Origin of the sequence: Bradyrhizobium iriomotense, from assembly GCF_030160715.1 — a bacterium.
Taxonomy (GTDB): domain Bacteria; phylum Pseudomonadota; class Alphaproteobacteria; order Rhizobiales; family Xanthobacteraceae; genus Bradyrhizobium; species Bradyrhizobium iriomotense.
In genome coordinates, this window is sequence record NZ_BSOW01000003.1 from 346,666 (window position 1) to 366,674 (window position 20,009).

General features: G+C 61.8%; 17 protein-coding genes and 1 pseudogene. 11 read left to right on the plus strand and 7 right to left on the minus strand.

Annotation, left to right across the window (positions count from 1 at the left end):
• The first annotated feature begins 12 nt into the window (after positions 1-12).
• Positions 13-471: a potassium channel family protein gene (locus QQL28_RS06085; RefSeq protein ID WP_284262514.1), complete on the plus strand. Its 459-nt coding sequence runs from the start codon at positions 13-15 to the stop codon at positions 469-471.
• Here the strand turns inward: QQL28_RS06085 and QQL28_RS06090 are convergent.
• The gene (locus tag QQL28_RS06090; protein WP_284262235.1) at positions 449-1,132 is read right to left on the minus strand and encodes a helix-turn-helix domain-containing protein; all 684 of its coding nucleotides are present in this window, start codon (positions 1,130-1,132) and stop codon (positions 449-451) included. The two genes, QQL28_RS06085 and QQL28_RS06090, sit on opposite strands and share 23 nt — an antisense overlap.
• Before the next feature lie 335 nt (positions 1,133-1,467).
• Here QQL28_RS06090 and QQL28_RS06095 point away from each other — a divergent pair, with 335 nt between their 5' ends.
• Together QQL28_RS06095 and QQL28_RS06100 are read left to right on the plus strand one after the other, a co-directional pair.
• Positions 1,468-2,100 carry a response regulator transcription factor gene (locus QQL28_RS06095; RefSeq protein ID WP_284262236.1) on the plus strand — a complete coding sequence of 211 codons (633 nt, stop codon included), beginning with the start codon at positions 1,468-1,470 and terminating at the stop codon, positions 2,098-2,100.
• Between the two features lie 238 nt (positions 2,101-2,338).
• Positions 2,339-2,713 (plus strand): response regulator, encoded by a 375-nt coding sequence (locus QQL28_RS06100; protein WP_284262240.1) that lies wholly within the window; start codon positions 2,339-2,341, stop codon positions 2,711-2,713.
• A 122-nt stretch (positions 2,714-2,835) separates the two neighbouring features.
• On the opposite strand, the gene QQL28_RS06105 is transcribed toward QQL28_RS06100, so the two are convergent.
• Both QQL28_RS06105 and QQL28_RS06110 read right to left on the minus strand, forming a co-directional pair.
• On the minus strand, positions 2,836-3,420 hold the full coding sequence (locus QQL28_RS06105) for an invasion associated locus B family protein (RefSeq protein WP_284262243.1): 585 nt from the start codon (positions 3,418-3,420) through the stop codon (positions 2,836-2,838).
• Positions 3,421-3,452: 32 nt separating this feature from the next.
• On the minus strand, positions 3,453-4,340 hold the full coding sequence (locus QQL28_RS06110) for an alpha/beta hydrolase family protein (RefSeq protein WP_284262245.1): 888 nt from the start codon (positions 4,338-4,340) through the stop codon (positions 3,453-3,455).
• 306 nt (positions 4,341-4,646) lie between these two features.
• On the opposite strand from QQL28_RS06110, the pseudogene QQL28_RS06115 reads away from it, so the two are divergent.
• Positions 4,647-5,042, plus strand: a pseudogene (locus QQL28_RS06115) (SulP family inorganic anion transporter); the annotation flags it as partial.
• A 136-nt stretch (positions 5,043-5,178) separates the two neighbouring features.
• A complete protein-coding gene (locus QQL28_RS06120; RefSeq protein ID WP_284262247.1) occupies positions 5,179-7,932 on the plus strand; it encodes an aminotransferase class I/II-fold pyridoxal phosphate-dependent enzyme in 2,754 nt (917 codons plus the stop codon).
• A gap of 89 nt (positions 7,933-8,021) precedes the next feature.
• On the opposite strand, the gene QQL28_RS06125 is transcribed toward QQL28_RS06120, so the two are convergent.
• The gene (locus QQL28_RS06125) at positions 8,022-9,704 is read right to left on the minus strand and encodes an aspartate-alanine antiporter-like transporter (RefSeq protein ID WP_284262249.1); all 1,683 of its coding nucleotides are present in this window, start codon (positions 9,702-9,704) and stop codon (positions 8,022-8,024) included.
• A gap of 27 nt (positions 9,705-9,731) precedes the next feature.
• A complete protein-coding gene (gene aspT / locus QQL28_RS06130) occupies positions 9,732-11,423 on the minus strand; it encodes an aspartate-alanine antiporter (RefSeq protein WP_284262251.1) in 1,692 nt (563 codons plus the stop codon).
• Positions 11,424-11,789: 366 nt separating this feature from the next.
• Between aspT and aspD the strand changes: the two genes are divergently transcribed.
• The 3 genes from aspD (at position 11,790) to QQL28_RS06145 (ending at position 14,699) form a co-directional block, all read left to right on the plus strand.
• Positions 11,790-13,406, plus strand: a complete 1,617-nt coding sequence (gene aspD / locus QQL28_RS06135; protein WP_284262254.1) for an aspartate 4-decarboxylase — start codon at positions 11,790-11,792, stop codon at positions 13,404-13,406.
• Between the two features lie 165 nt (positions 13,407-13,571).
• The gene (locus tag QQL28_RS06140; protein WP_284262257.1) at positions 13,572-14,006 is read left to right on the plus strand and encodes a hypothetical protein; all 435 of its coding nucleotides are present in this window, start codon (positions 13,572-13,574) and stop codon (positions 14,004-14,006) included.
• Between the two features lie 201 nt (positions 14,007-14,207).
• Complete coding sequence (locus QQL28_RS06145; RefSeq protein ID WP_284262259.1) at positions 14,208-14,699, plus strand: hypothetical protein; 492 nt, start codon at positions 14,208-14,210, stop codon at positions 14,697-14,699.
• 58 nt (positions 14,700-14,757) lie between these two features.
• On the opposite strand, the gene ppk2 is transcribed toward QQL28_RS06145, so the two are convergent.
• Together ppk2 and QQL28_RS06155 are read right to left on the minus strand one after the other, a co-directional pair.
• Positions 14,758-15,558: a polyphosphate kinase 2 gene (gene ppk2, locus QQL28_RS06150; RefSeq protein WP_284262261.1), complete on the minus strand. Its 801-nt coding sequence runs from the start codon at positions 15,556-15,558 to the stop codon at positions 14,758-14,760.
• Positions 15,559-15,601: 43 nt separating this feature from the next.
• On the minus strand, positions 15,602-16,057 hold the full coding sequence (locus QQL28_RS06155; protein ID WP_284262264.1) for a hypothetical protein: 456 nt from the start codon (positions 16,055-16,057) through the stop codon (positions 15,602-15,604).
• Positions 16,058-16,239: 182 nt separating this feature from the next.
• On the opposite strand from QQL28_RS06155, the gene QQL28_RS06160 reads away from it, so the two are divergent.
• The 3 genes from QQL28_RS06160 to QQL28_RS06170 all read left to right on the plus strand — a co-directional run bounded on the left by QQL28_RS06160 (position 16,240) and on the right by QQL28_RS06170 (position 19,886).
• A complete protein-coding gene (locus tag QQL28_RS06160; RefSeq protein WP_284262515.1) occupies positions 16,240-16,674 on the plus strand; it encodes a hypothetical protein in 435 nt (144 codons plus the stop codon).
• A complete protein-coding gene (locus QQL28_RS06165; protein WP_284262266.1) occupies positions 16,667-17,899 on the plus strand; it encodes an HlyD family secretion protein in 1,233 nt (410 codons plus the stop codon). Before QQL28_RS06160 ends, QQL28_RS06165 begins: the two co-directional genes overlap by 8 nt.
• 94 nt (positions 17,900-17,993) lie before the next feature.
• Positions 17,994-19,886, plus strand: a complete 1,893-nt coding sequence (locus tag QQL28_RS06170; protein WP_284262268.1) for a sensor histidine kinase — start codon at positions 17,994-17,996, stop codon at positions 19,884-19,886.
• Positions 19,887-20,009 lie beyond the last annotated feature (123 nt).

Consider the following 20,009-nt stretch of genomic DNA (forward strand, 5'->3'; position numbering starts at 1 on the left):
CGAGACAGGATGATGGCGCTTCAATTCCTGGTCGGCATCGCCATCAGCCTCGTCAACATCATGATTCATGCGCTGGTAACCGTCGGTGCCATCGGGATCGCGCGGGCGGCGGGGCTGCGTCAGACGGCGCGGCCGCGATTGCACATGATGGCCGTGATGGCCGCAACGGCGGCCGCCCTGATGGTGGCCCACACGCTCGAAATTCTCGTCTGGGCGCTCGCTTACCGGATGGTCGGCGCGGCGCCGGCCGGTAGCGAGCTGCTCTATTTTGCCTTCGTCAACTACACCACGCTCGGCTACGGCGATATCACACCGGTCCCGGAATGGCGGTTGGTCGGTCCGATGACCGCGATGAACGGCATCCTGCTGTTCGGCTGGTCGACCGCCGTCCTGTTCGAGGTGCTGCGCAAGACGCTGGAGCACCTCGCGGCGATCAAGGCCGAAGGATTCAGTTCTGGAGATCGAGGTTAGCGAGCTGCTGCCGGTCCAGCAGCACGATCTGGCGCTGGGTGTTGCCGACGAAGCCGAGGATGCCGAGCTCGTGCAGGCGCGATATCGCCCGCGAAACGGTCTCGAGGGTGAGGCCGAGATAGTCGGCGATGTCGCGCCGCGACATCGGCAGCGCCAGGACTCCTGCGGCCGTGAGCCGCTTGTCCATTTCGATCAGGAAAGCGGCGACCCGTTCCAGCGAGGTCTTGCGACCGAGCAGCAGCATGTGATCTTCCGCGTGCTGCAAATTGGTCGTGGTCATGCGGAGCAGATTCCTGGCTACCACGGCATCGCTCTCGGCCACGGTCTCCAGGCTCTGCCGCTTGATCAGGCGGACGGTGGTGTCGACGACGGCTTCTGCGGTGAAGCGATGGGAGCTGCCATTCTCCAGTCCGAAGATATCGCCGGCGAGATGAAACGCGCCGATCTGGCGGCGCCCGTCCGACAGCAGCTTGTAGCTTCGCACCGCGCCGGATTTGACCTGATAGATGTACTCGGCCGGCTCTTTCTCGCCGTAGATCTCATTACCTTTCTTGTAAGTAAATTCGTTTAAACTGACCATCGGATTTGAATCGCTTGTCATTCCGAGGTCGTTGAGTGAATGAGGGCGGGGCGCGGGATCAGTCGTGATGCGTACGAACATGGGCCAACTCCTCAATCCATCTCTGAATTGGTCTTGGGCGATTCATGGCCAGGAATGTGCCGCGCGATCCCACTCCCGCTCGGGTTGACTTACGACGAAGGCGGCATTTCCAGCCATTGTCTCAAGGGCCATTGTACCAAAGGACAGGCGCTGCAATATCTTGCACGGATTGAGAAGGGTCGACCATCATCGAATGCATTTTGACGCTCCGTGCTCAATTGAAGAAATCTTCGCTATGCCCGGTACCATTCATATGGACGATTTTATCGCCGACTGACCTTGCGATTCAGCGCAGCAGAAGGCCCAATTGCGATCGTTACGCCTAAGAGGTGAAATTGCCCGGGCTGGTTCACGTGGTGGATGATGATGCATCGTTTCGGACGGCGATCGAACGCCGGCTGAAGCTTGCAGGCTATGATGTTGCGACCTACGCATCAGCGCAGGAGCTGCTGGATCGTTTGCCTGATCCTGACAGGCTGGGATGCGTTCTGCTCGACGTGCAGATCCCGGGACTGAGCGGTCCGGAGCTGCAAACCCGCCTGATCGAGCTGGGCTCGACGCTGCCGATCGTCTTCCTCACCGGACACGCCGACACCGCAACGACGGTGCGGGCCATCAAGGCCGGCGCCGAGGATTTCCTGACCAAGCCGGTGTCATCGGAGCAATTGATCGATGCCATCGAACGCGCCATGGCTCGCCATGAAGCCGCGCGCAGCCAGCGCAGCAGGCTGGAGTCACTCAGGGCGCTCGTCGCCGCGCTGACGCCGCGCGAGCGGCAGGTGTTCGACCTGATCGTGCGCGGCAAGATCAACAAGCAGGTTGCGCACGAGCTCGGAACCACCGAGCGCACCGTCAAGGCGCACCGCCATCAGGTCATGGAAAAGATGCAGGCCCGCTCACTCGCGGAACTGGTCTCTATTGCGGAGCGGCTTGGCATGCTCCATCCGAAGGACGAGCGCCGCGGCTAAAGCATGATCCGGAAAAGTGTGAAGCGGTTTTCCGAAAAGATCATGCGTAAACAACAACCTAAAGCGCGATGACGAATCATCCTAATCTCATCGCGTTTTAGTTGCGGGCGCACGGTTGCCGCAGCGCACCTATACTCAGGGACAATATGAAATGTGAATGACGGCGTGCTCTATGGCGTGCGTAAGTGGGCTCTGTTTGGCTTTTCTTTTCCTCGCGATCATCAGAGGGCCGACCATCTTGCCGACGCGCGCGCCTGTTTTCGTTGTCGATGACGATCTATCGATGCGCATCAGCATCAAACGCCTGCTGCGCGAACATGGCTTCATGGCTCTGCTCTTCGAGTCGGGGGCAGCGCTGTTCGATCACTCCGATCTCCAGACCGCCATCTGCATCATCATCGATATCGATCTGAACAACGAATCCGGCATTGACCTGCGGCGACGGCTCATCGCCGAGGGTGTCACGACACCGGTCGTCTACATCACCGGCAACGACAGTGCGGCCAATCGCTCGGACGCGATCGAGTCAGGATGCATTGCCTATCTGACGAAACCGTTCTCGGCGCAGTCGCTCGTCGACCCCGTGGAACGTGCCCGTGCCGGCGCGGGCTAGCTAGGCCCAATGATGGCATTCTGCAGGTGATTTGCCCGACGTGTCAAATGATTTCGTAAAATCAGCAAAACGTCACGCCGACCATGCGACTCCTTTGCATGGGGTTGTTTTCGATATTTTGCCTACTCGTCGATGTCCTGCTCCATCGTCTTTGCCGGCGCGCCCTTGTGAACGGCGGCGAATTGCGCCAGCGGCATCGAGGTCGTGAGCGCCAGAAGGTTGGAATCGACGACCTCCAGGACCAGCGTCTTTCCGGTTTCCATCTCCTTGATAATCCTGGGATCGGCGACGTCGCCCGCGATGCAGGCATTGGTGAGGCACCAGCTATAGGGCACCTGGTAGGGGCTGCCCTGGTCGACGGTCAGCTTGGCGGGGTGTTGCAGGTACATGCCGACAGGCACGAATAATTGCAGCCGCGCCGTCCGGTCGCCTTCGCGCTCGATCAGGTCGACACGCACCGCCGTTTGCCCGGTCGGAAACTTCCCGGTGATCGACGTCCGGCACAACGTCGGCGCGCCGCCTGGCTTGAAGCAGAGCTTTTGCCAATCTCCATAGGTGATGTCCTTGGCCTCGCGCTGGCCGCGCGTTGCGGCTTCGGCGGGTTTGTCCGTTTGCGCATTCTTCCGCGCGACGGCGCCAGGAGTGATCGTGACGCCGGCGATGGTGACGATCAGAAGTCCCGCGAGACAATGACGAGCCTTGACCATGGTTTTGACCTCCGAGCCTCGGATCGTTCCGATCATTTCTGTGCGTCAAGAAACTTCGTTACCAGCGGTGACCAGATCGGGACCGTGCTGGGCGAACCGATGAAGAAATGTCCTTCGTTGCCGAACGGAGGCATCAGATGGTACTCAGCCTTGCCGCCGGCGGCGACGAAAGCCTCGTGCATGCGCTTGGTCAAAACCGGGCCGAAATAGGTGTCGTTCTCGATGTAGATCCACAACATCGGCACGCGCGAGGTGCGGCCGAATTCGCCGGTCTGTGCGACGAGCTTGTCGGGCGCGCAATTGTGGTTCGGCTTGCCGCCGACCCGGCCGCCCCGGCCGCCGGCAAAAACGATCATGGCTTTCACCTGCGACGGGTTCAGGCTTGATAACGCGATTGCGGCCCAGCCACCGGCGGATTGGCCGACGACAATGACGTCCTTCGGCACGATGCGTTTTTCGGCGGCCATGTAGTCGATGATCCAGAGATCTACCTGTGCAACGGCGAGCCCGGGATCGCGGAAGTTCGGATTGGTGCATTTGCCGACCTTGGAGAAGAACGGGCCGTAGAGTCCGCGTTCGGGGGCATCGATGGCGGCGGCGCCGTAGCCGGTGCCGACCGGCGCCACCACGAGATGGCCCTGCCGGGCAAACCATTTGGCAGCGTCGCGAAACTCGACCAGCGGAAAGAAGCTTCGGTCGGTAGGATTGAGCGATACGCCGTGATTCATGATCACGAGCGGGAACGGGCCATCCCCAACCGGGCGCACCACATAGGCGAACATCGGAAGCGGCAAGGGGAGGGCCCAGATCTCTTCCTGGATGCGAGCGTCACCTTCGGCACGCGCCGACAGAACGAAAGCTGCAAGGACGAGCAGGATTGCCGCAAAATGCCTGATGGTAGCGCCAGCGAGCAGCCGCATCGCGATCTCCCTCAGCCTGCAAAAGTAGCGGCAACGATGATCGGCCCGAGCACGGCCAGTACGACGTTGCTGCCGCGATCTCATGCTCGAAATCCGGGGATTGCTTGATCCAGATCAAGCCCCGCCGATGGTAAGGCGCTGCCTATGCGACCACGCGCGACCTGCGACAGCCGACATCCCGGACATGAGCTCAGTGAACATCGCTGCCGGTTCAGCGATCCGCCGCGATGAAACGGTCGAGATCGTACTGCTGCGCTGCGAAGCCGGGCCATCGGAGGCGCGCGCATGAATGGACCTTCCGAGCCGCGTGCCGCATTGGCCGGCTTGGCGCCGCAGGTCGGCGTCTACGGCTATCTGCTCGGCGGCATCGGCTATGCGCTGCTCGGCTCGTCGCGCCAGCTCGCAGTCGGCCCGACCTCGGCCATCTCGCTGATGATCGCCAGCACCGTGGGCGCGCTGGCTGGCGGCGACGCCGTGCGGTATGCGCAGATTGCAAGTCTCGCAGCCTTTGCAGTGGCGGTGTTGTGCTTCATCGCGTGGCTGTTCAAGCTCAGTGTTCTCGTCCGCCTGGTCAGCGACAGCATCTTGGTCGGCTTCAAGGCCGGTGCCGGGCTCACCATCATCATGAGCCAGTTGCCTAGCCTGTTCGGCGTCGCCGGCGGCGGCCATAACTTTTTCGACCGTGCCATCAGGCTTGCTGGTTGCATTGCGAAGGGACATCGCCCGCGCGGTCCATGGCGTCATTACATCGCGAGCGACCGTTGACTTGGATCAATGGAGCGCCCCGCGCCGCACCCACGATCCCGCATCACCTTGCCTCAGGGATCGGGAGACAATCATGTCCAAGGACACCAAGCCTGCGCAGAAGCGCATCGATCAGTTCTTCTCCGGGCCGGGGGGGCGGGCGGACGACTGGCGTGATCTGGTGGAGGCTGCGAAGGCATGGGCTCGCGGCGGCGATCGCGCGAAATACGATGCAGCGCTGGCCGATCTTTCCGTGACGGAGGAGTTCCACGGCTATCCGGGCCTGCAACTGATGGGGGCGCTGCGGGAAGCGGCCGCGACCGGCGATGCGTCAACTTCGCTCGCTCTCGCGACACGGCTGACGCAGGCCCTGACGACAAGGTCGTTCCGCCAGCACGCCGGCGACTGGAGCGTGAATGACGAAGGCAATGGCGAGGCTCCCGATCTGGCGCCGCAGATGTTCGGGCAGCACACCGCGCGTCGTCCCTATTTCGAAACCCTGATCGTCACCGGCCTCTCGGCCAGCAATTGGCCTGCGCTCGCCAACGAATGGCGCAAGCTGCGGCGTCCGGTCGATGCCTTCGTCTATGAGCCTGTCATCGTCGGCAGCCTCGAAGACGCCTTCTGCGCCACGATCCTCAACCCCAACCTCGCAGCCGTCGTCATCAACGAAGGCTTCGGGCTGCGCTCGCGGCACGACGCGCCGGTGCTTCGCTCCATGACCGCCACCGCCGGCCTCAATGACGAATCCGATGCCTCCGCGCTCCGCCTCGCCCATATTATCAAGCGCGTTCGACCTGAGCTGGACATCTATCTCATGTCCAACCGCGACGTCGAGGCGATGGCCGGAAATCCCGAGGCCAATGTCGCCCGCCGCATCTTCTATTCCATCGAAGACTTGCTCGAACTGCATCTCTCGATCCTCGAAGGCGTGCAGGATCGCTACGACACGCCGTTCTTCGACAATCTCAAGAAATATGCGCAGCGTCCGATCGGCACCTTCCACGCGCTGCCGATCGCCCGCGGCAAATCGGTCTTCAAGTCGGACTGGATCCGCGACATGGGCGAATTCTACGGCCTCAACCTGTTCCTGGCCGAAAGCAGCGCGACCACCGGCGGCCTGGACAGCCTGCTGGAGCCGACCGGCAACATCAAGAAGGCGCAGGACAAGGCGGCCCGCGCACTTGGCGCCGATCGCGTCTTCTTCGTGACCAACGGCACCTCGACCTCGAACAAGATGGCGGTGCAGGCTCTGCTTGGGCCGGGCGACATCGCGATCGTCGATCGCAACTGCCACAAGTCGCATCACTACGGAATGGTGCTGGCCGGCGCCCAGCCGCTCTATGTCGAAGCCTTCCCGATGACGGAATATTCGATGTATGGCGCAGTCCCCCTGAAGACGATCAAGCAGGCGCTGCTGAATGCCAAGGCTGACGGCCGGCTCGACCGCGTCAAGCTGCTCGACCTCACCAACTGCACCTTTGACGGTCACATCTACAACACCCGCCGGGTGATGGAGGAATGCCTCGCCATCAAGCCGGACCTGATCTTCCTGTGGGATGAGGCCTGGTTCGGCTTTGCGCGGTTCTCGCCGTTCCTGCGGCGGCGCACCGGAATGGGGGCGGCCAACGAGATCGAGGCCTGGATGCACGATCCGAAATCGGTCGCAGCCTACGAGAAGCAGCAGGCCGAACTTGGCAAGAACCCGTCGGACGAGGTGCTGCTCAAGACCCGGCTGATCCCCGATCCGCGCCAGATTCGCCTGCGCGTATACCAGACCAACTCGACCCACAAGTCGATGTCGGCGATCCGCCAGGGCTCCATGCTCGCGGTCAAGGACGTCGAATTCCACAGGGTCGAGCAACAATTCAAGGAGGCCGTGTTCACCCACGCATCCACCAGCCCGAACCAGCAGCTCATCGCGAGCCTCGACGTCTCGCGGCGCCAGATGGAGCTGGAAGGCTACGGCCTTGTCGCCAACGCGATGGAGATCGCGCTCGCGATCCGCCAGGCGGTCAACAACAATCCGCTCATATCGAAATACTTCCGCGTTCTGGGTGCCGACGCCATGGTGCCCGCGCAATATCGCCAGAGCGGGTTCACCGACTACCTCGCTGCCGGCGTAAACTGGGCGAACACGCTGAAGAGCCTGGACGACGACGAGTTCTGCCTCGATCCGACTCGTATGACGCTGGTGTGCGGTACGGCCGGTTACGACGGCACGCAGTTCAAGGGCATTTTGGCAAGCGAGTACAACATCCAGATCAACAAGACCTCGCGCAACTCGGTCTTGCTCCAGTCCAACATCAACAACACCCGCAGCGACGTCGCGCACCTCGTACGCGTCCTGGCCGAGATCGCGGGCGAGGTCGATCGTGGTCTCGCGCAGGGCGGTGCCAACGCGAAGAAGACGTTCGAGGCACGGGTCAACAGCTTGATGAAGGATGTGCCCGACCTCCCGAACTTCTCGCATTTCCACCCGAGCTTCCGCGGCGATGCCGGCGCCAAGACCAACGAAGGCGATATCCGCAGCGGCTTCTATGCCGCTTACGATGCGGCGGGGTGCGAACACATCCGTCTCAACGATCCCGAGATCGACCGTCGCCTGAAGGCCGGGCCCGAGCTCGTCTCGGCGAACTTCGTGATTCCGTACCCGCCGGGCTTCCCGATCATGGTGCCGGGCCAGGTCATCACCCAGGAGACCATCGACTTCATGCGCAAGCTCGATGTGAAGGAAATCCACGGCTACGACGCCAAGGAAGGGCTGAAGCTCGTGCGCACGGAAGCCTTGGCGAAGATCGGTCGGCCCAAGCCCGGTGCTCAGCCGAAGCTGAAGGCCGCCTCTTAGGATAGAGAGGGGACGAACATGCAGGGGTAGCCCGTGTCTCACGGGTTACCCCTGCATTCGCGAGGTAGGTAGTAGAAATCCAGCCTTGTTCAGGCGGCGAAAACGGCCACCATGACCGATCCCCAGGTCGTCAGCAGGATGTTCGAGATTGGATAGGCGGGCGTATAGCCAAGCACCACCACGGAGCTACCGGAGCGCTCCTGAATGGCAGCCATCGCTGCCGTTACCGTCTGGGCTCCAGTCAATGCGCCGAGCAGGAGGATCGGGTTCATGCGCAACATGAAATGGCCAAAGCAGAAACCGACCATCTGCGGCAATAGAGTTACGATCATGCCGCCCAGAAGCAGGCCGATGCCCGACTCCCGTATGGCGGAGAGGAAGATCGGCCCGGCATGAATCCCGGTAAGGCCAACAAAGGCCGCCAGTCCGAGTGAGGTCATCAGGCTGATGGCACCGTCGGGGATCCGGCCGAAGTGCGGCAGACGCGTGCGGAGATAGCCGACCAGAAGTCCGGCGAGCAGCGTGCCGACGCTGGTGCTCAGGGAGATCGTGATACCACCAATTGAAAAACTCGCGAGAACGCCAGCGAGGCCGCCGAAGAATATCGCTAGCCCCAGCACCACGAAATCGATGCTGGTGCTTGGCGCTACGATGACGCCGATGCTCTTGGCGGCGTTCTGCACCACTGCTTCAGGACCAACGATGCGAAGCAGATCGCCACGCTCCAGAACGACGCCGGCGGCGACGGGAAGTGCTTCGCCGCCTCGGCTCAACGAGCGCAAATAGAGGCCGCGTGTCCAGCTCTCTTCTGACGCCTGCTGGAGACTGGTGCCCGCGAGCTTCGGGTTCATCAGGAACACATCGGCCGAGATCAGGGGGATATCGAGGAGCTCTGAGTCCTCCACCTCCTCGCCGCGTGGTCCGATCAACTCAACGATGATCTGGCGCGGTGCCGACAGCGCGATAACATCGCCTGCCGCGAGGATCGTTCCAGGCTCCGCCTCGAGGATACGTTCTCCGCGGCGGATGCGGTGGATGAACACGCGGTGCCCGGGCACACGAGCTTCGGCGGTCGCAACCGCCAGTCCGGCGATTGCCGTCTGGTCATCCAGCCGGTAGGCGCGCATCTCGAATTTGCGCCAGGCGGACGCCAGGCCGGGCTTGGCGCGAGTGATACCCAAGGCCTGTTCCAGTTTGAGCGCTTCCGTCTTCAGATCGATCTTTAGCAGTGCCGGAACGACCATTGTGCAGAATGTGATCACGCCGGCATAGCCAAAGATGTAGCAGACCGCATCGGCTACCGCGATGTGCGACACAAACAACGCGCGCTGTGCCTCGGACACCGACAGTCCGTTGACAGCGTCGGTGGCCGTACCCATTGCAGCGCTCTGGCTGAGGGCGCCCGACATGAGTCCAGCCGCGAAGCCGGGGTCAAGCCGCAGTACACGTGCGACGACAATTGCCGCAGCAAGACCAGTGAAGCTCACGACAACGGCCATTAGCATCGGCTTCAGCCCGTCGCGCTTCATCGCCAGGACGAATTGCGGACCGACCGAATAGCCCACTCCGAACAGGAATAGCAGGAACAGAAAAGATTTGGTCATACTGGAAACGGGCACGTGCGCGAAGTCGCCGACAGCTAGTCCGGCGAAGAGCGCGCCCGTCACCGGGCCGAGGCTAAACGCGCCGATCCTGAAGCTTCCGATCCAGTAGCCCACGGCGATTACGAGGAACAGCGCGAGTTCCGGATAACGGACGAGAAACTGCTCCAACCAAATCAACATCGTCCTCGGCCGCGGCTATGTCATCAACATGACCAGCACCATGCCCCAGATCGTTAGCAGCGTGTTTCCGACCGCGTAAGTGACGGTATAGCCAAGGCCGGGAATCTGGCTTTTCGCGCGGTCGTTGATCATGCCGAGCGAGGCGGTCGTCGTACGCGCGCCCGAGCAGCATCCGAGCACGATCGCGTCATGGAAGCGGAATAGGTATTTGCCGACGTACATCGCCAGAATTAGCGGGACGGTGGTTACCACGACGCCCCAAAGGAACAGGCTGAAGCCGAGCTTTTGCAGGCCGGCGACAAATCCCGGTCCCGAGGAGATGCCGACCACGGCAATGAAGACGTTCAGGCCAACCGAGTTCATGAACCACACGGTGGGTGACGGGATGCGGCCGAAGGTCGGGTGCACGGATCGGAGCCAGCCGAAGAACAGGCCGGAGATTAGCGCGCCGCCGGAAGTGGACAGCGTCAGCGGCACGCTTCCGATCTTGTAAACGAAGGCGCCAACGAGTGCACCGATCGCGATGGCTGCCCCGATGAAGGCAACGTCGGCAACGTCAGTCACGCGATCCGGGCGGCCCAGCATTTTTGTGGCGGCGGCGACATCAGGCGTGCGGCCTACCAGGGTGACGATGTCGCCCCGATTTATCTTCGTGTCCGGCAGGATGGGAATTTCGGTCGCGATGGCGCCGCGGGTGATCTTGCGCAGGAAAACGCCGCGGGCACCCGGCGCCTTCGCCAATTCCTCCAGCGTCTTTCCATCGGCTTCTTTGCTGGTCACGTAAACATCGACGCCTTCGATCGGCACCGCCAGCAGCTCACGATCGTCAACTTCCTCCGCCTGCTCGCCGATCAGCTGCACAAGCACGTCGCGGCGGCCTGCTACCGCCACGACATCGCCGGCATGAATCACGGCGTCGGAGGTTGCCTCCACGATCTTCCCGGCTTGACGGAGCCGGAGAACAAAAACGCGCTGATCGGGGATCAGCGCTTCTGCCTGCTCAACCGTCTTGCCGACGACGGGGCCCCGCTCACGAACGCGGTAGGCACGCAAATCGAACTGGTGCCAAGCCGTCCCGGGGCCACCCAACTGCTTCTTGCCGCCGTGCTCCTCCTCGTATTTCTTGCACGCAGTCTCGAGATCGATGCCGAGCAGCGCAGGCCCGAGCAGGGCCAGGACGATCGCGGACCCGACCGTGCCGAAAATATAGGTTACTGCATAGGCGACCGGCATTGCGTCGAGCAGTTTCTTGGCCTCGTCTGCAGGCAAACCAAGACGATTGACGGCGTCGGTTGCAAGCCCCATCGATGCGGAGATCGTCTGGGAGCCGGCATAGAGCCCGACTGTCGATCCAACGTCGTAGCCGGCCAGCTTCCCGCCGAGATACGCAGCGAGAAGACAGAAGACACAGACCACGGCGGCGAAAACGGCCTGGGGAACACCGTCCTGCGCGATGCCACGCACGAATTGCGGTCCGACGCCATAGCCGATCGCGAACAGGAACATCAAAAAGAAGAACGGCTTGAGCGGACTTGAAATGGTGATTCCGATCTGGCCAATAATGACCGCGGCAATCAGCGTTGCTGTAACGGCGCCGAGACCAAGGCCCTTGTAGGTAAAGGAGCCGAAATAGTAGCCCAGGGCCAGAGAGAGGAAGACCGCGATTTCCGGATAGGTACGGAGCGTCTGGAAGAGCCAATCGATCATGATGTCACCCGTTCAATGCTGTCCCCGAGCTTCGGCATATCCCGTGTCGGCCCGGCGCCAGATCGGGCTGACGACGGGCAAGGCGATTCTAGCCATACCTGATTGACATCAGGCTGTGGTTCGCCAGGTGTGTTGATCTATGTCAATCGCAACTGCGAGAGTGTTGCTGCCTCATTGTCCTTGCTGGCACGATGCGTTCGCTGCATTGCATCGGGATGCAGCCATCGATGTCGACGCGATCAAGGCGGCCCCTGACCCTTGAGATAGATCAAAGTCCATCACCGGCTTCCGATGATCCTCAGCGCGACCGCGCAGGCGAACGAGCTTGCGCAGCTTCATCTCAATTACACCGCTCGGGAGTGTCAAATGGCCGATCTTCTGACGCTGAAGAAATTCGAGGCGCTGAGCCCCTTCGAGATCAAGGACGAGTTGATCAACCTGGCGAAGAGCACCTCGAAAACGACGCAAACGGCCTTTCTGAACGCGGGGCGGGGCAACCCGAACTGGATAGCCACGACCCCGCGCGAAGGCTTCTTTTTGCTCGGCCAGTTCGCCATCACCGAGAGCAAGCGGGTGATGGACCACCCGGCGGGCATCGGCGGCATGCCCCAGGCAAAGGGCATTGCGCGACGGTTCGAGGCTTGGCTCGCACAGCACAAGGATATGCCGGGCGCGAGCTTCTTGGCGGAAATGCTGCCGTATGCGGTGAAGAAATTCGGCTTCGATCCCGACGCTTTCGTCCACGAGCTCGTCGATTCGATCATCGGCGACAATTATCCGGTGCCGGACCGCATGCTGGTGCACAACGAAAAGATCGTGCACGAATATCTGATGTGGGCCGTTTGTGGCGAGCCCCGGCCGGCCGGCAAATTCGACATCTACGCCGTCGAGGGTGGCACGGCAGCGATGTGCTACCTCTTCAAGTCGCTGAAGGCCAATCGGCTGCTGCTCCCCGGCGACACCATCGCGCTGGGAACACCGATCTTCACACCCTACATCGAGATGACGCATCTGGAGGACTACGACCTCAAGGTCGTGCAGATCAGGGCGCCGCAGGAGAACCGCTTCCAGTTCACCGACGAGGAAATCAAGAAGCTGGAGGACCCCAAGATCAAGGCCTTCTTCATCGTCAATCCCGCCAATCCATCGGGGATGGGCGTGAGCCCGGAAACGATCGGCAAGCTGGCCAAGCTGGTCAAGACAAAGCGCCCCGACCTCATGCTACTGACCGATGACGTCTATGGCACCTTCGTGCATGGTTTCCGCTCGCTGCTGGGCGAGCTCCCGCACAACACCATCGGCGTCTATTCCTACTCGAAATATTTCGGCTGCACGGGGTGGCGGCTCGGCGCCATCGCCATCCACGAAGACAACATCTTCGACAAGATGATCGCCAAGCTTCCCGACGCCGCAGTGAAGGCGCTCGACAAGCGCTACGGGCCGCTGACGCTCGAACCTCGCAAGCTCAAGCTCATCGACCGCATTGTCGCCGACAGCCGCGACGTGGCCCTCAACCACACCGCGGGATTGTCGCTGCCGCAGCAGGTGATGATGAGCCTGTTCTCGCTCGCAGAGATGATGGACGTGAAAAAGGCCTATCAGGCCGCCTGCATGGAAATCGTCAACAAACGCCTGTGGTCGCTGCTCGACGGACTCGGGCTTGCGGACAAGCTAAACCCGAATCCCAACTACGACGCCTACTACGCGCTTGTCGATTTCGAGTTCTGGGCCCGAAAGAACATCGGCGACGAGGCCGTCGAACATCTGAAGAAACACGTCCACCCGCTGGACCTCGCGTTTAGGCTGGCTGAAGCCCACGGGATTGTGCTGTTGAACGGAGGTGGCTTCGATGCACCCGAATGGTCGCTTCGCGTGTCGCTCGCGAACCTCCCTGATGATGTCTACGACGATATCGGACGAGGCGTTCGGACCATTGCGCGCGGTTATCGGGACGCATACGAGGCCGCAAAACGAAGCAAGTAACGGCAATCCGATGAGGGCATGCCTGCCGATCCGAGACACGATGCCCCGGATCCAGACTTCTGCCGGTCGGCTATGCCGTGTCGGGCATCCTGCTCACCGTGTTCGGCTACTTCGCGATGATCCTGGCTCAATAGTTCGACGTCAAACCAAAGGGGAACGACAGTCATGAGAAAATCTGCCATCCGCGCCGCTCTGGTCGCCGTGCTCGCAGGCGTTGCCGGTTTCAGCACGCCGTCGCGTGCCGAGACCGGCCAGGTCGCCGTCGTCTTTACCAAAGGCGGGCTGATCATCGGGGTCGGCGGCGGCGAGGGTGTGCTGACCTTGCGAGGCAAGCACTATCCGTTCACGGTCTCAGGCATGAGCGTCGGCTTCACGGTCGGGGCCTCGACGACCAAGCTTGTCGGCCGCGCTCTCAACCTGAAGGGGCCGCAGTCCATCGAAGGCTCCTACGCGGCGGGCGGGGCAGGCGGCGCGGTGGCCGCAGGCGCCGGAGCAGTCCAGCTGCAGAACGCCAACGGCGTGATCCTGCAACTCAGCGGCCCGAAAGTAGGCGCGGAGGTTTCGGCTGCAGTCGGTGGCGTCACGATCCGGTTGAAGTAGACGTTGAGGATCCGGCCGCGGATGCGCGGCCGGATCGCTCGCATCCGACCGATGACTCGCGCAATTCAAAAGCTCCGGTTCCGTTGATTTGGGTCAAGCCTGAATGAGAAGGGCGCTCGACGTTGTCGTCGGGTGCCAATCGCAGTCGCGCGGCATCACCGAAGAGCGAATGACGGCACCCCGAACAAGGGAGGAGATGCCATGCTTCGTTATCTTCTTGCGGCTCTTGCCGTCTTCGTTCTTGTCACTGCCAGTCTCATTCCCGACGATGCTTTCGCTCGCCGCGGCGGAGGCGGGGGCGGCTTCCGCGGGGGCGGCGGCGGCTTCCATGGCGGTGGGATGCGTGCAGGCGGCTTTCACGGCGGAGGTTATCGCGGCGGCGCCGTTCATGCCGGCCGCATCCATGGTGGTGGCGGCTATCGAGTTGCCGGAGGTCCCCGCCCAAGTCATCCGATAGCCGGTCGTCCCATCGCAGGTCGTCCGGGTCGTCCAATTGCCGGTTATCCGGGACGTCCGATCGCGGGCTATCCCGGATATCGTCCCGGCTATGGTTGGGGTGCTGCCGCCGTCGGAGCTGCAGCTGCGGGCGCTTACGGTGCTTACGGCTATTACAACAACAACTACAACAACGGCTGCTATCAGGACGGCTACGGGAATTGGGTCTGCCCGCAGCAATATCCCTATGGCTATTGAGGCCAGGACCTGCATCCTGCAATCACGGCATCGGGCCGCCCATTCGGCGGCCTGACCCTCAATATCGCTCGTCGACGAAGTTCATGCCCTTCAGGCTGGCTTGGTCGTTGTAGCGCCCCTTGTTGGAGCGCCTTGGCAGTTTGACCTTGTCCTTCTTGATCCGCTTGTAGGGGATGGCGCTCAGGAGGTGGGCGATGCAATTCAGCCGCGCCCGTCGCTTGTCGTCGGAACGGATGATGTACCAGGGAGCGTGCTCCGTGCTCGTGGCCTTCAGCATGAGGTCGCGCGCCCGCGAATAATCGTACCAGCGACTGTAGGAGTGCAGGTCCATCGGGCTCAGCTTCCATTGCCGTACGGGATCATCGATGCGGGCGTGGAATCGGCGCTCCTGCTCCTCCATTCCGACCTCGAGCCAGATCTTGACCAATATGATTCCGCCGTCGATGGCGTACTTCTCCATCTGGGGACACAGCGTGAGAAACCGCTTGTGCTCGGCGGGGGTACAGAAGCCCATCACATATTCGACGCCGGCGCGGTTGTACCAACTCCGGTCGAAGATCGCGATCTCGCCGCCGGCGGGAAACTGCTCCATGTAGCGCTGGAAGAACAGCTGCGTCTTCTCGCGGTCGGACGGCGCCGGCAGCGCCACCACGCGGAACACGCGCGGGCTGACCTTTTCGGTGATCGCCTTGATCGTGCCGCCCTTGCCGGCCGCGTCGCGGCCTTCGAACAGGACGATGACCCGGAGCTTGTTCGCCCTGACGTAGTCCTGGAGATGACAGAGCTCGACCTGGAGCTTCTCCAGTTCCTTCTCATAGTCCTTGCGCTTCATCCGCTCCGCAGGTTCTTCCTTGGCCATGCCTGTCCTTTCGCTGTTTCAACGGGACGCGGCCTGATGGCCGTCAATTGTCTCCCCAGGAGATTGTGATGCCGACGTCGCCGGGTACGCCGCCCGGAAAATCGATGATCTGGTAGGCGATGCGATAGCCGCGCGGCTTCAGATAGTCGGTCCAGAGTTGGAAGATTTCCTTGGGGATGCCTGTCAGCGTGTTCTCCCAGCCCTTTTCCTGCTGGTTGATGGCGCGGCCCTTGTCGGTGCACAGCGTGTTGGGGAAACGATAGACTTGCACTTCGGTCTGGCCGTTTCGCACCGCACGCTGGATGATGCTGGAGGCGAGCTGGATCTTTTCCTCCTCGGTCTTGCCGGACGGCTTGCCCAACCGTTCGATCAGGGCGCGCTTCTCGGCCTCGGCTGCTGCGGCGAGGCGGGCATATTCCTCGGCCTTTTCGGCTTCCTTGAGGGCTGCTTCTTTCCTGATCTGTGTGGCATTGGGAATGAGATCATCGAGGCCGGGCATGGCGGACGTCTCCTGATTGCACTGTTGCGGTTCGGCGTTCCCGGAAGGCTAGGCCCGGCGGGGGGCGTTCCCTTGATTCAAATCAAGCAAATTCCCTACTGCGGTAGTCAGAGTAGTCGTGACACGTTGCGCATGGCCCGATCTGGATTGGGGAGAGACCATTGAGCGACCAGCTTCATCCGATGGCTCCGCACCATCTGCCGTTCTATCTCGCGCCGGGAAGCGGGGTCGACCCGCTGATGGTGGTGATGGGCATCTTCCTCGTCGGCACCTTGCTCTGGGTCGGCACGCTGTATTGGAAGCTGCACAGCCTGCCGGAGCGCATGGCGCACAAGTCGCAGAAGCTGCAATTCGAATTTGTCGCCGTGCTAGGCCTGATCTCGCTGTTCACCCACATGCATATCTTCTGGGTGGCGGGATTGTTGCTTGCGCTGATCGATCTCCCCGATTTCGGCACGCCGCTGCGCAGCATCGCCGATTCCGTCGAGAAGATCGCCGATTCGACGCCGGGAGGCGTCGGCGAGGCAGCGTCAACCGCACAAGCGGGCGATGCGATCAGCCCGACACCGGCAGACAAGTCTGGCGTCGCGAAGGAGAAGGAGCACAGCCATGTTTGAGCTCATGTTCTGCTCGCTCCTGACCATCGTGCCGGACTATCTTTACCGCCGGTACGTCCAGGGCAAGCGCTTCGGCAAGGAGATCACGTTCTACTCCGTCTGGTATGAGCTCAGATGGGGCATCACGGGTTGCCTGATGCTCACGGTATCGCTGATCACCATGATCTTCTATTTCCATCCGTCGACCGACTCGGCGACGCTCTATTTCCGCACCGTGCCGATCCTGCCCGAAGGATCGGGACGTGTTGCGGAGGTCAAGGTCGGCTTCAGCCAGGAGGTGAAGAAGGGTGACGTGCTGTTCACGCTCGACAGCTCCAGGCAACAGGCCGCGCACGAGACCGCCAGGCGGAAGGTCGCCGAGGTCGATGCCGCGATGACCTCGGCGCAGTCGGATGTCGTCAAGGCCGAAGCCCAGATCCAGGAAGCCAAGGCCAATTGGCAGCAGGCCAAGGACGAGCTCGACACCAAATCCGAATTGCAACGCCGCAACCCCGGCATCGTACCGCAACGCGACATCGAAAAGCTCCAGGTGCTGGTCGATCAACGGCAGGCCGGGATCGATGCGGCAACTGCCGTGAAGGAGTCGGCGGCGTTGCAAGTGTCGACGCTTCTGCCGGCACAGAAGGCGAGCGCCCAGGCTGCTCTCGACCAGGCGCAGGTCGATCTCGACAAAACCATCGTCCGCGCGGGCGTCGACGGCCGGGTCGAGCAATTCCTGATTCGCGTGGGCGACGTCGTCAATCAGTTGATGCGGCCCGCGGGCGTGCTCATTCCGGCGGGCGCGGGGAGGAATGTCCTTCAGGCCGGCTTCGGCCAGATCGAGGCGGGCGTGATGAAGGAAGGCATGGTGGCGGAAGCGACCTGCATATCGAGGCCATGGGTCATCATCCCGATGGTGGTCACGACGGTGCAGGACTACATTGCCGCAGGACAGTTCCAGAGCGGACAGCAACTGCTGGAGGCACAGAACACGGTAAAGCCCGGCACGATCCTCGTGTTCCTGGAGCCGCTCTACAAGGGCGGGCTCGAAGGCGTGACGCCCGGGAGCAGCTGCATCGTCAATGCTTACACCAGCAATCATGAGGAGATTTCTGCCGAACATACCAGCACCGGCCGCGCCATCGCGCTGCATGTCGTCGACGGCGTCGGCCTCGTTCATGCGCTGCTGTTGCGGATCCAGGCGCTGCTGCTGCCGATAAAGACTCTGGTGCTGAGCGGCCACTGACGTCGAGGAAGCCTTCCTCAAAGCCGTTGGCCGTCGCCCGTTTTGCTGTAGAATAAGGCCAAGGTGCAGCCGATCGAAGCTGCTGAGGAAGAGGATGGGCGGGCACATCCCGATCATTGCTGCGGTCAGGCGGGGCTGGCCGGCTGTGACCGCGCGGCTCTGTCTGTGCGTGCTGGTCCTGGCCTTCGCGGGGCTGGGGTTGGTGCGCGCCGCCGATCAGAACGAGCCCAAGCGGGTGCTGCTGCTTCACTCCTTTGGACGGGAATTTCGTCCATGGAGCGAATTCGCACGGGCCATCAAGACCGATCTCGAGCAGCAGTCGCCCTGGCCACTGGACATTCAGGAGCACACGCTCCTGACGGCACGGTTCAACAATCCCGGTCCGGAAGAGCCCTTCGTCGACTATCTGCGCTCGCTCTACGAGAGCTGCCCGCCCGATCTCGTCGTGAGCGTTGGTGCGCCGGCGGCACGATTCGCTCAGAAGTATCGCAAGCAGCTTTTTCCGGCCACACCGATGGTGCTGACCGCGGTCGAGCAGCGTCTGGTCGATCGTACCGGACTGACCGACAACGACACGGTCATCTCGATTTACAACGACTTTCAGATATCTTTCGACAGCATCCTTCATGTTTTGCCCGACACGCAGACAATCGCGGTCGTGCTGGGGGCATCGTCCCTCGAAAAGTTCTGGCTCGAGGAGATCAAGAGGGACGCAAAGCGATTTGAAGGCAGAGTGACTTTCGATTGGTATTCGGGACTTTCGTTCCAGGACATCCTCAAGCGCGCTTCGTCGCTTCCGTCGCACACGGTCTTGTTCTGGGGCCTGATGTCGGTCGACGGTGCAGGTGTCGCGCATGAAGGCGACGTCGCCTTGCGCCAGCTGCGAGCTGTCACCAATGCGCCGATTTTTTCCTATCAGGATGCCTTCTTTGAAGGCCAGACGGTCGGCGGCCCCATGCATTCAACGGCGGCATCCAGCCGGAAGACCGTCGACACTGCTCTCCGTATTCTCGGCGGCGAAAAGCCCGGCAATATCAAGATCGAGCCGCTGACGTTTGCGTCGCCCCGCTATGACTGGCGCGAGATGCAGCGTTGGGGCATCAGGGAGGAGAACCTGCCTCCCGGCAGCGAGGTTCTGTTTCGCCAGACGAGCGTATGGGAGATCTACCGCTGGCAGATGGTGCTGATTGCGGTCGTGATCCTGATGCAGGCGGGCCTGATCAGCGGCCTGCTTCACGAGCGCTGGCGTCGCCGCGTCGCGGAGGTTGAATCGCGCCAGCGGCTGGCCGAGCTTGCGCATGTCAACCGCTACGCGGCAGCCGGCGAGTTGACGACGTCGATCGCGCACGAATTGAACCAGCCGCTCGGCTCGATCCTCACCAACACCGAGACGGCCGAGCTCATGCTGAAGGGGGTTTCCCCCAATCTCGACGAGATCAGGGAGATCCTCGCCGACATCAGGCGAGACGATCAGCGGGCCAGCGAGGTGATCCGCAGGCTTCGCAGTGTGCTGAAGAAGACTCCGTTCGAGATCGCAGATATCGATCTGAACGAGACCGTTGGCGAGGCGATCGGATTTTTGACCGCCGTGACCGACCGGCACAAGATCGTCCTGAAGTTCACGCCCGCCGTAAGCGCGCTGCGCGTCAGGGGCGATCCGGTCCAGCTTCAGCAGGTCATTCTCAACCTGATCATCAATGCGATCGACGCGATCTCCGAGACGGAAGCGAAGGTGCGGGAGGTGACCGTCACGACGGCGCTGTCCGGCTCCTTCGCAGAAATCCGGATCGGCGACAGCGGACCCGGCATAGCCGCCGGCGATCTCAAGAACATCTTCAATCCCTTCTTCACCACCAAGCCGCAAGGCATGGGCATGGGACTCGCCATCGCCCGAACCATCATCGAGGCCCACCGCGGACAGATCGCCGCGGAGAACAGGCTGTCGGGCGGTGCGCTGCTTACGATCAGGCTGCCGCTCACGCGTTAGCCGGGACAACCTTCGCAACCAATTGTCGCGCCGCAGCAACTCGGCAACCGCTTTCTTTGATCTCTGTCAAAGAACGCATTCGCCTCGGCCCGATGCTTCCAGCCGAAATGCCATGGGAGGGTA

What these genes read in the sequence shown, in the direction of transcription:
- QQL28_RS06085 (WP_284262514.1), top strand. Translation starts at nt 13, where the DNA reads ATGGCGCTTCAATTCCTGGTCGGCATCGCCATCAGCCTCGTCAACATC.
- QQL28_RS06090 (WP_284262235.1), bottom strand. Translation starts at nt 1,132, where the DNA reads ATGTTCGTACGCATCACGACTGATCCCGCGCCCCGCCCTCATTCACTC.
- QQL28_RS06105 (WP_284262243.1), bottom strand. Translation starts at nt 3,420, where the DNA reads ATGGTCAAGGCTCGTCATTGTCTCGCGGGACTTCTGATCGTCACCATC.
- QQL28_RS06110 (WP_284262245.1), bottom strand. Translation starts at nt 4,340, where the DNA reads ATGCGGCTGCTCGCTGGCGCTACCATCAGGCATTTTGCGGCAATCCTG.
- QQL28_RS06120 (WP_284262247.1), top strand. Translation starts at nt 5,179, where the DNA reads ATGTCCAAGGACACCAAGCCTGCGCAGAAGCGCATCGATCAGTTCTTC.
- aspT (WP_284262251.1), bottom strand. Translation starts at nt 11,423, where the DNA reads ATGATCGATTGGCTCTTCCAGACGCTCCGTACCTATCCGGAAATCGCG.
- aspD (WP_284262254.1), top strand. Translation starts at nt 11,790, where the DNA reads ATGGCCGATCTTCTGACGCTGAAGAAATTCGAGGCGCTGAGCCCCTTC.
- QQL28_RS06140 (WP_284262257.1), top strand. Translation starts at nt 13,572, where the DNA reads ATGAGAAAATCTGCCATCCGCGCCGCTCTGGTCGCCGTGCTCGCAGGC.
- QQL28_RS06145 (WP_284262259.1), top strand. Translation starts at nt 14,208, where the DNA reads ATGCTTCGTTATCTTCTTGCGGCTCTTGCCGTCTTCGTTCTTGTCACT.
- ppk2 (WP_284262261.1), bottom strand. Translation starts at nt 15,558, where the DNA reads ATGGCCAAGGAAGAACCTGCGGAGCGGATGAAGCGCAAGGACTATGAG.
- QQL28_RS06155 (WP_284262264.1), bottom strand. Translation starts at nt 16,057, where the DNA reads ATGCCCGGCCTCGATGATCTCATTCCCAATGCCACACAGATCAGGAAA.
- QQL28_RS06160 (WP_284262515.1), top strand. Translation starts at nt 16,240, where the DNA reads ATGGCTCCGCACCATCTGCCGTTCTATCTCGCGCCGGGAAGCGGGGTC.
- QQL28_RS06165 (WP_284262266.1), top strand. Translation starts at nt 16,667, where the DNA reads ATGTTTGAGCTCATGTTCTGCTCGCTCCTGACCATCGTGCCGGACTAT.
- QQL28_RS06170 (WP_284262268.1), top strand. Translation starts at nt 17,994, where the DNA reads ATGGGCGGGCACATCCCGATCATTGCTGCGGTCAGGCGGGGCTGGCCG.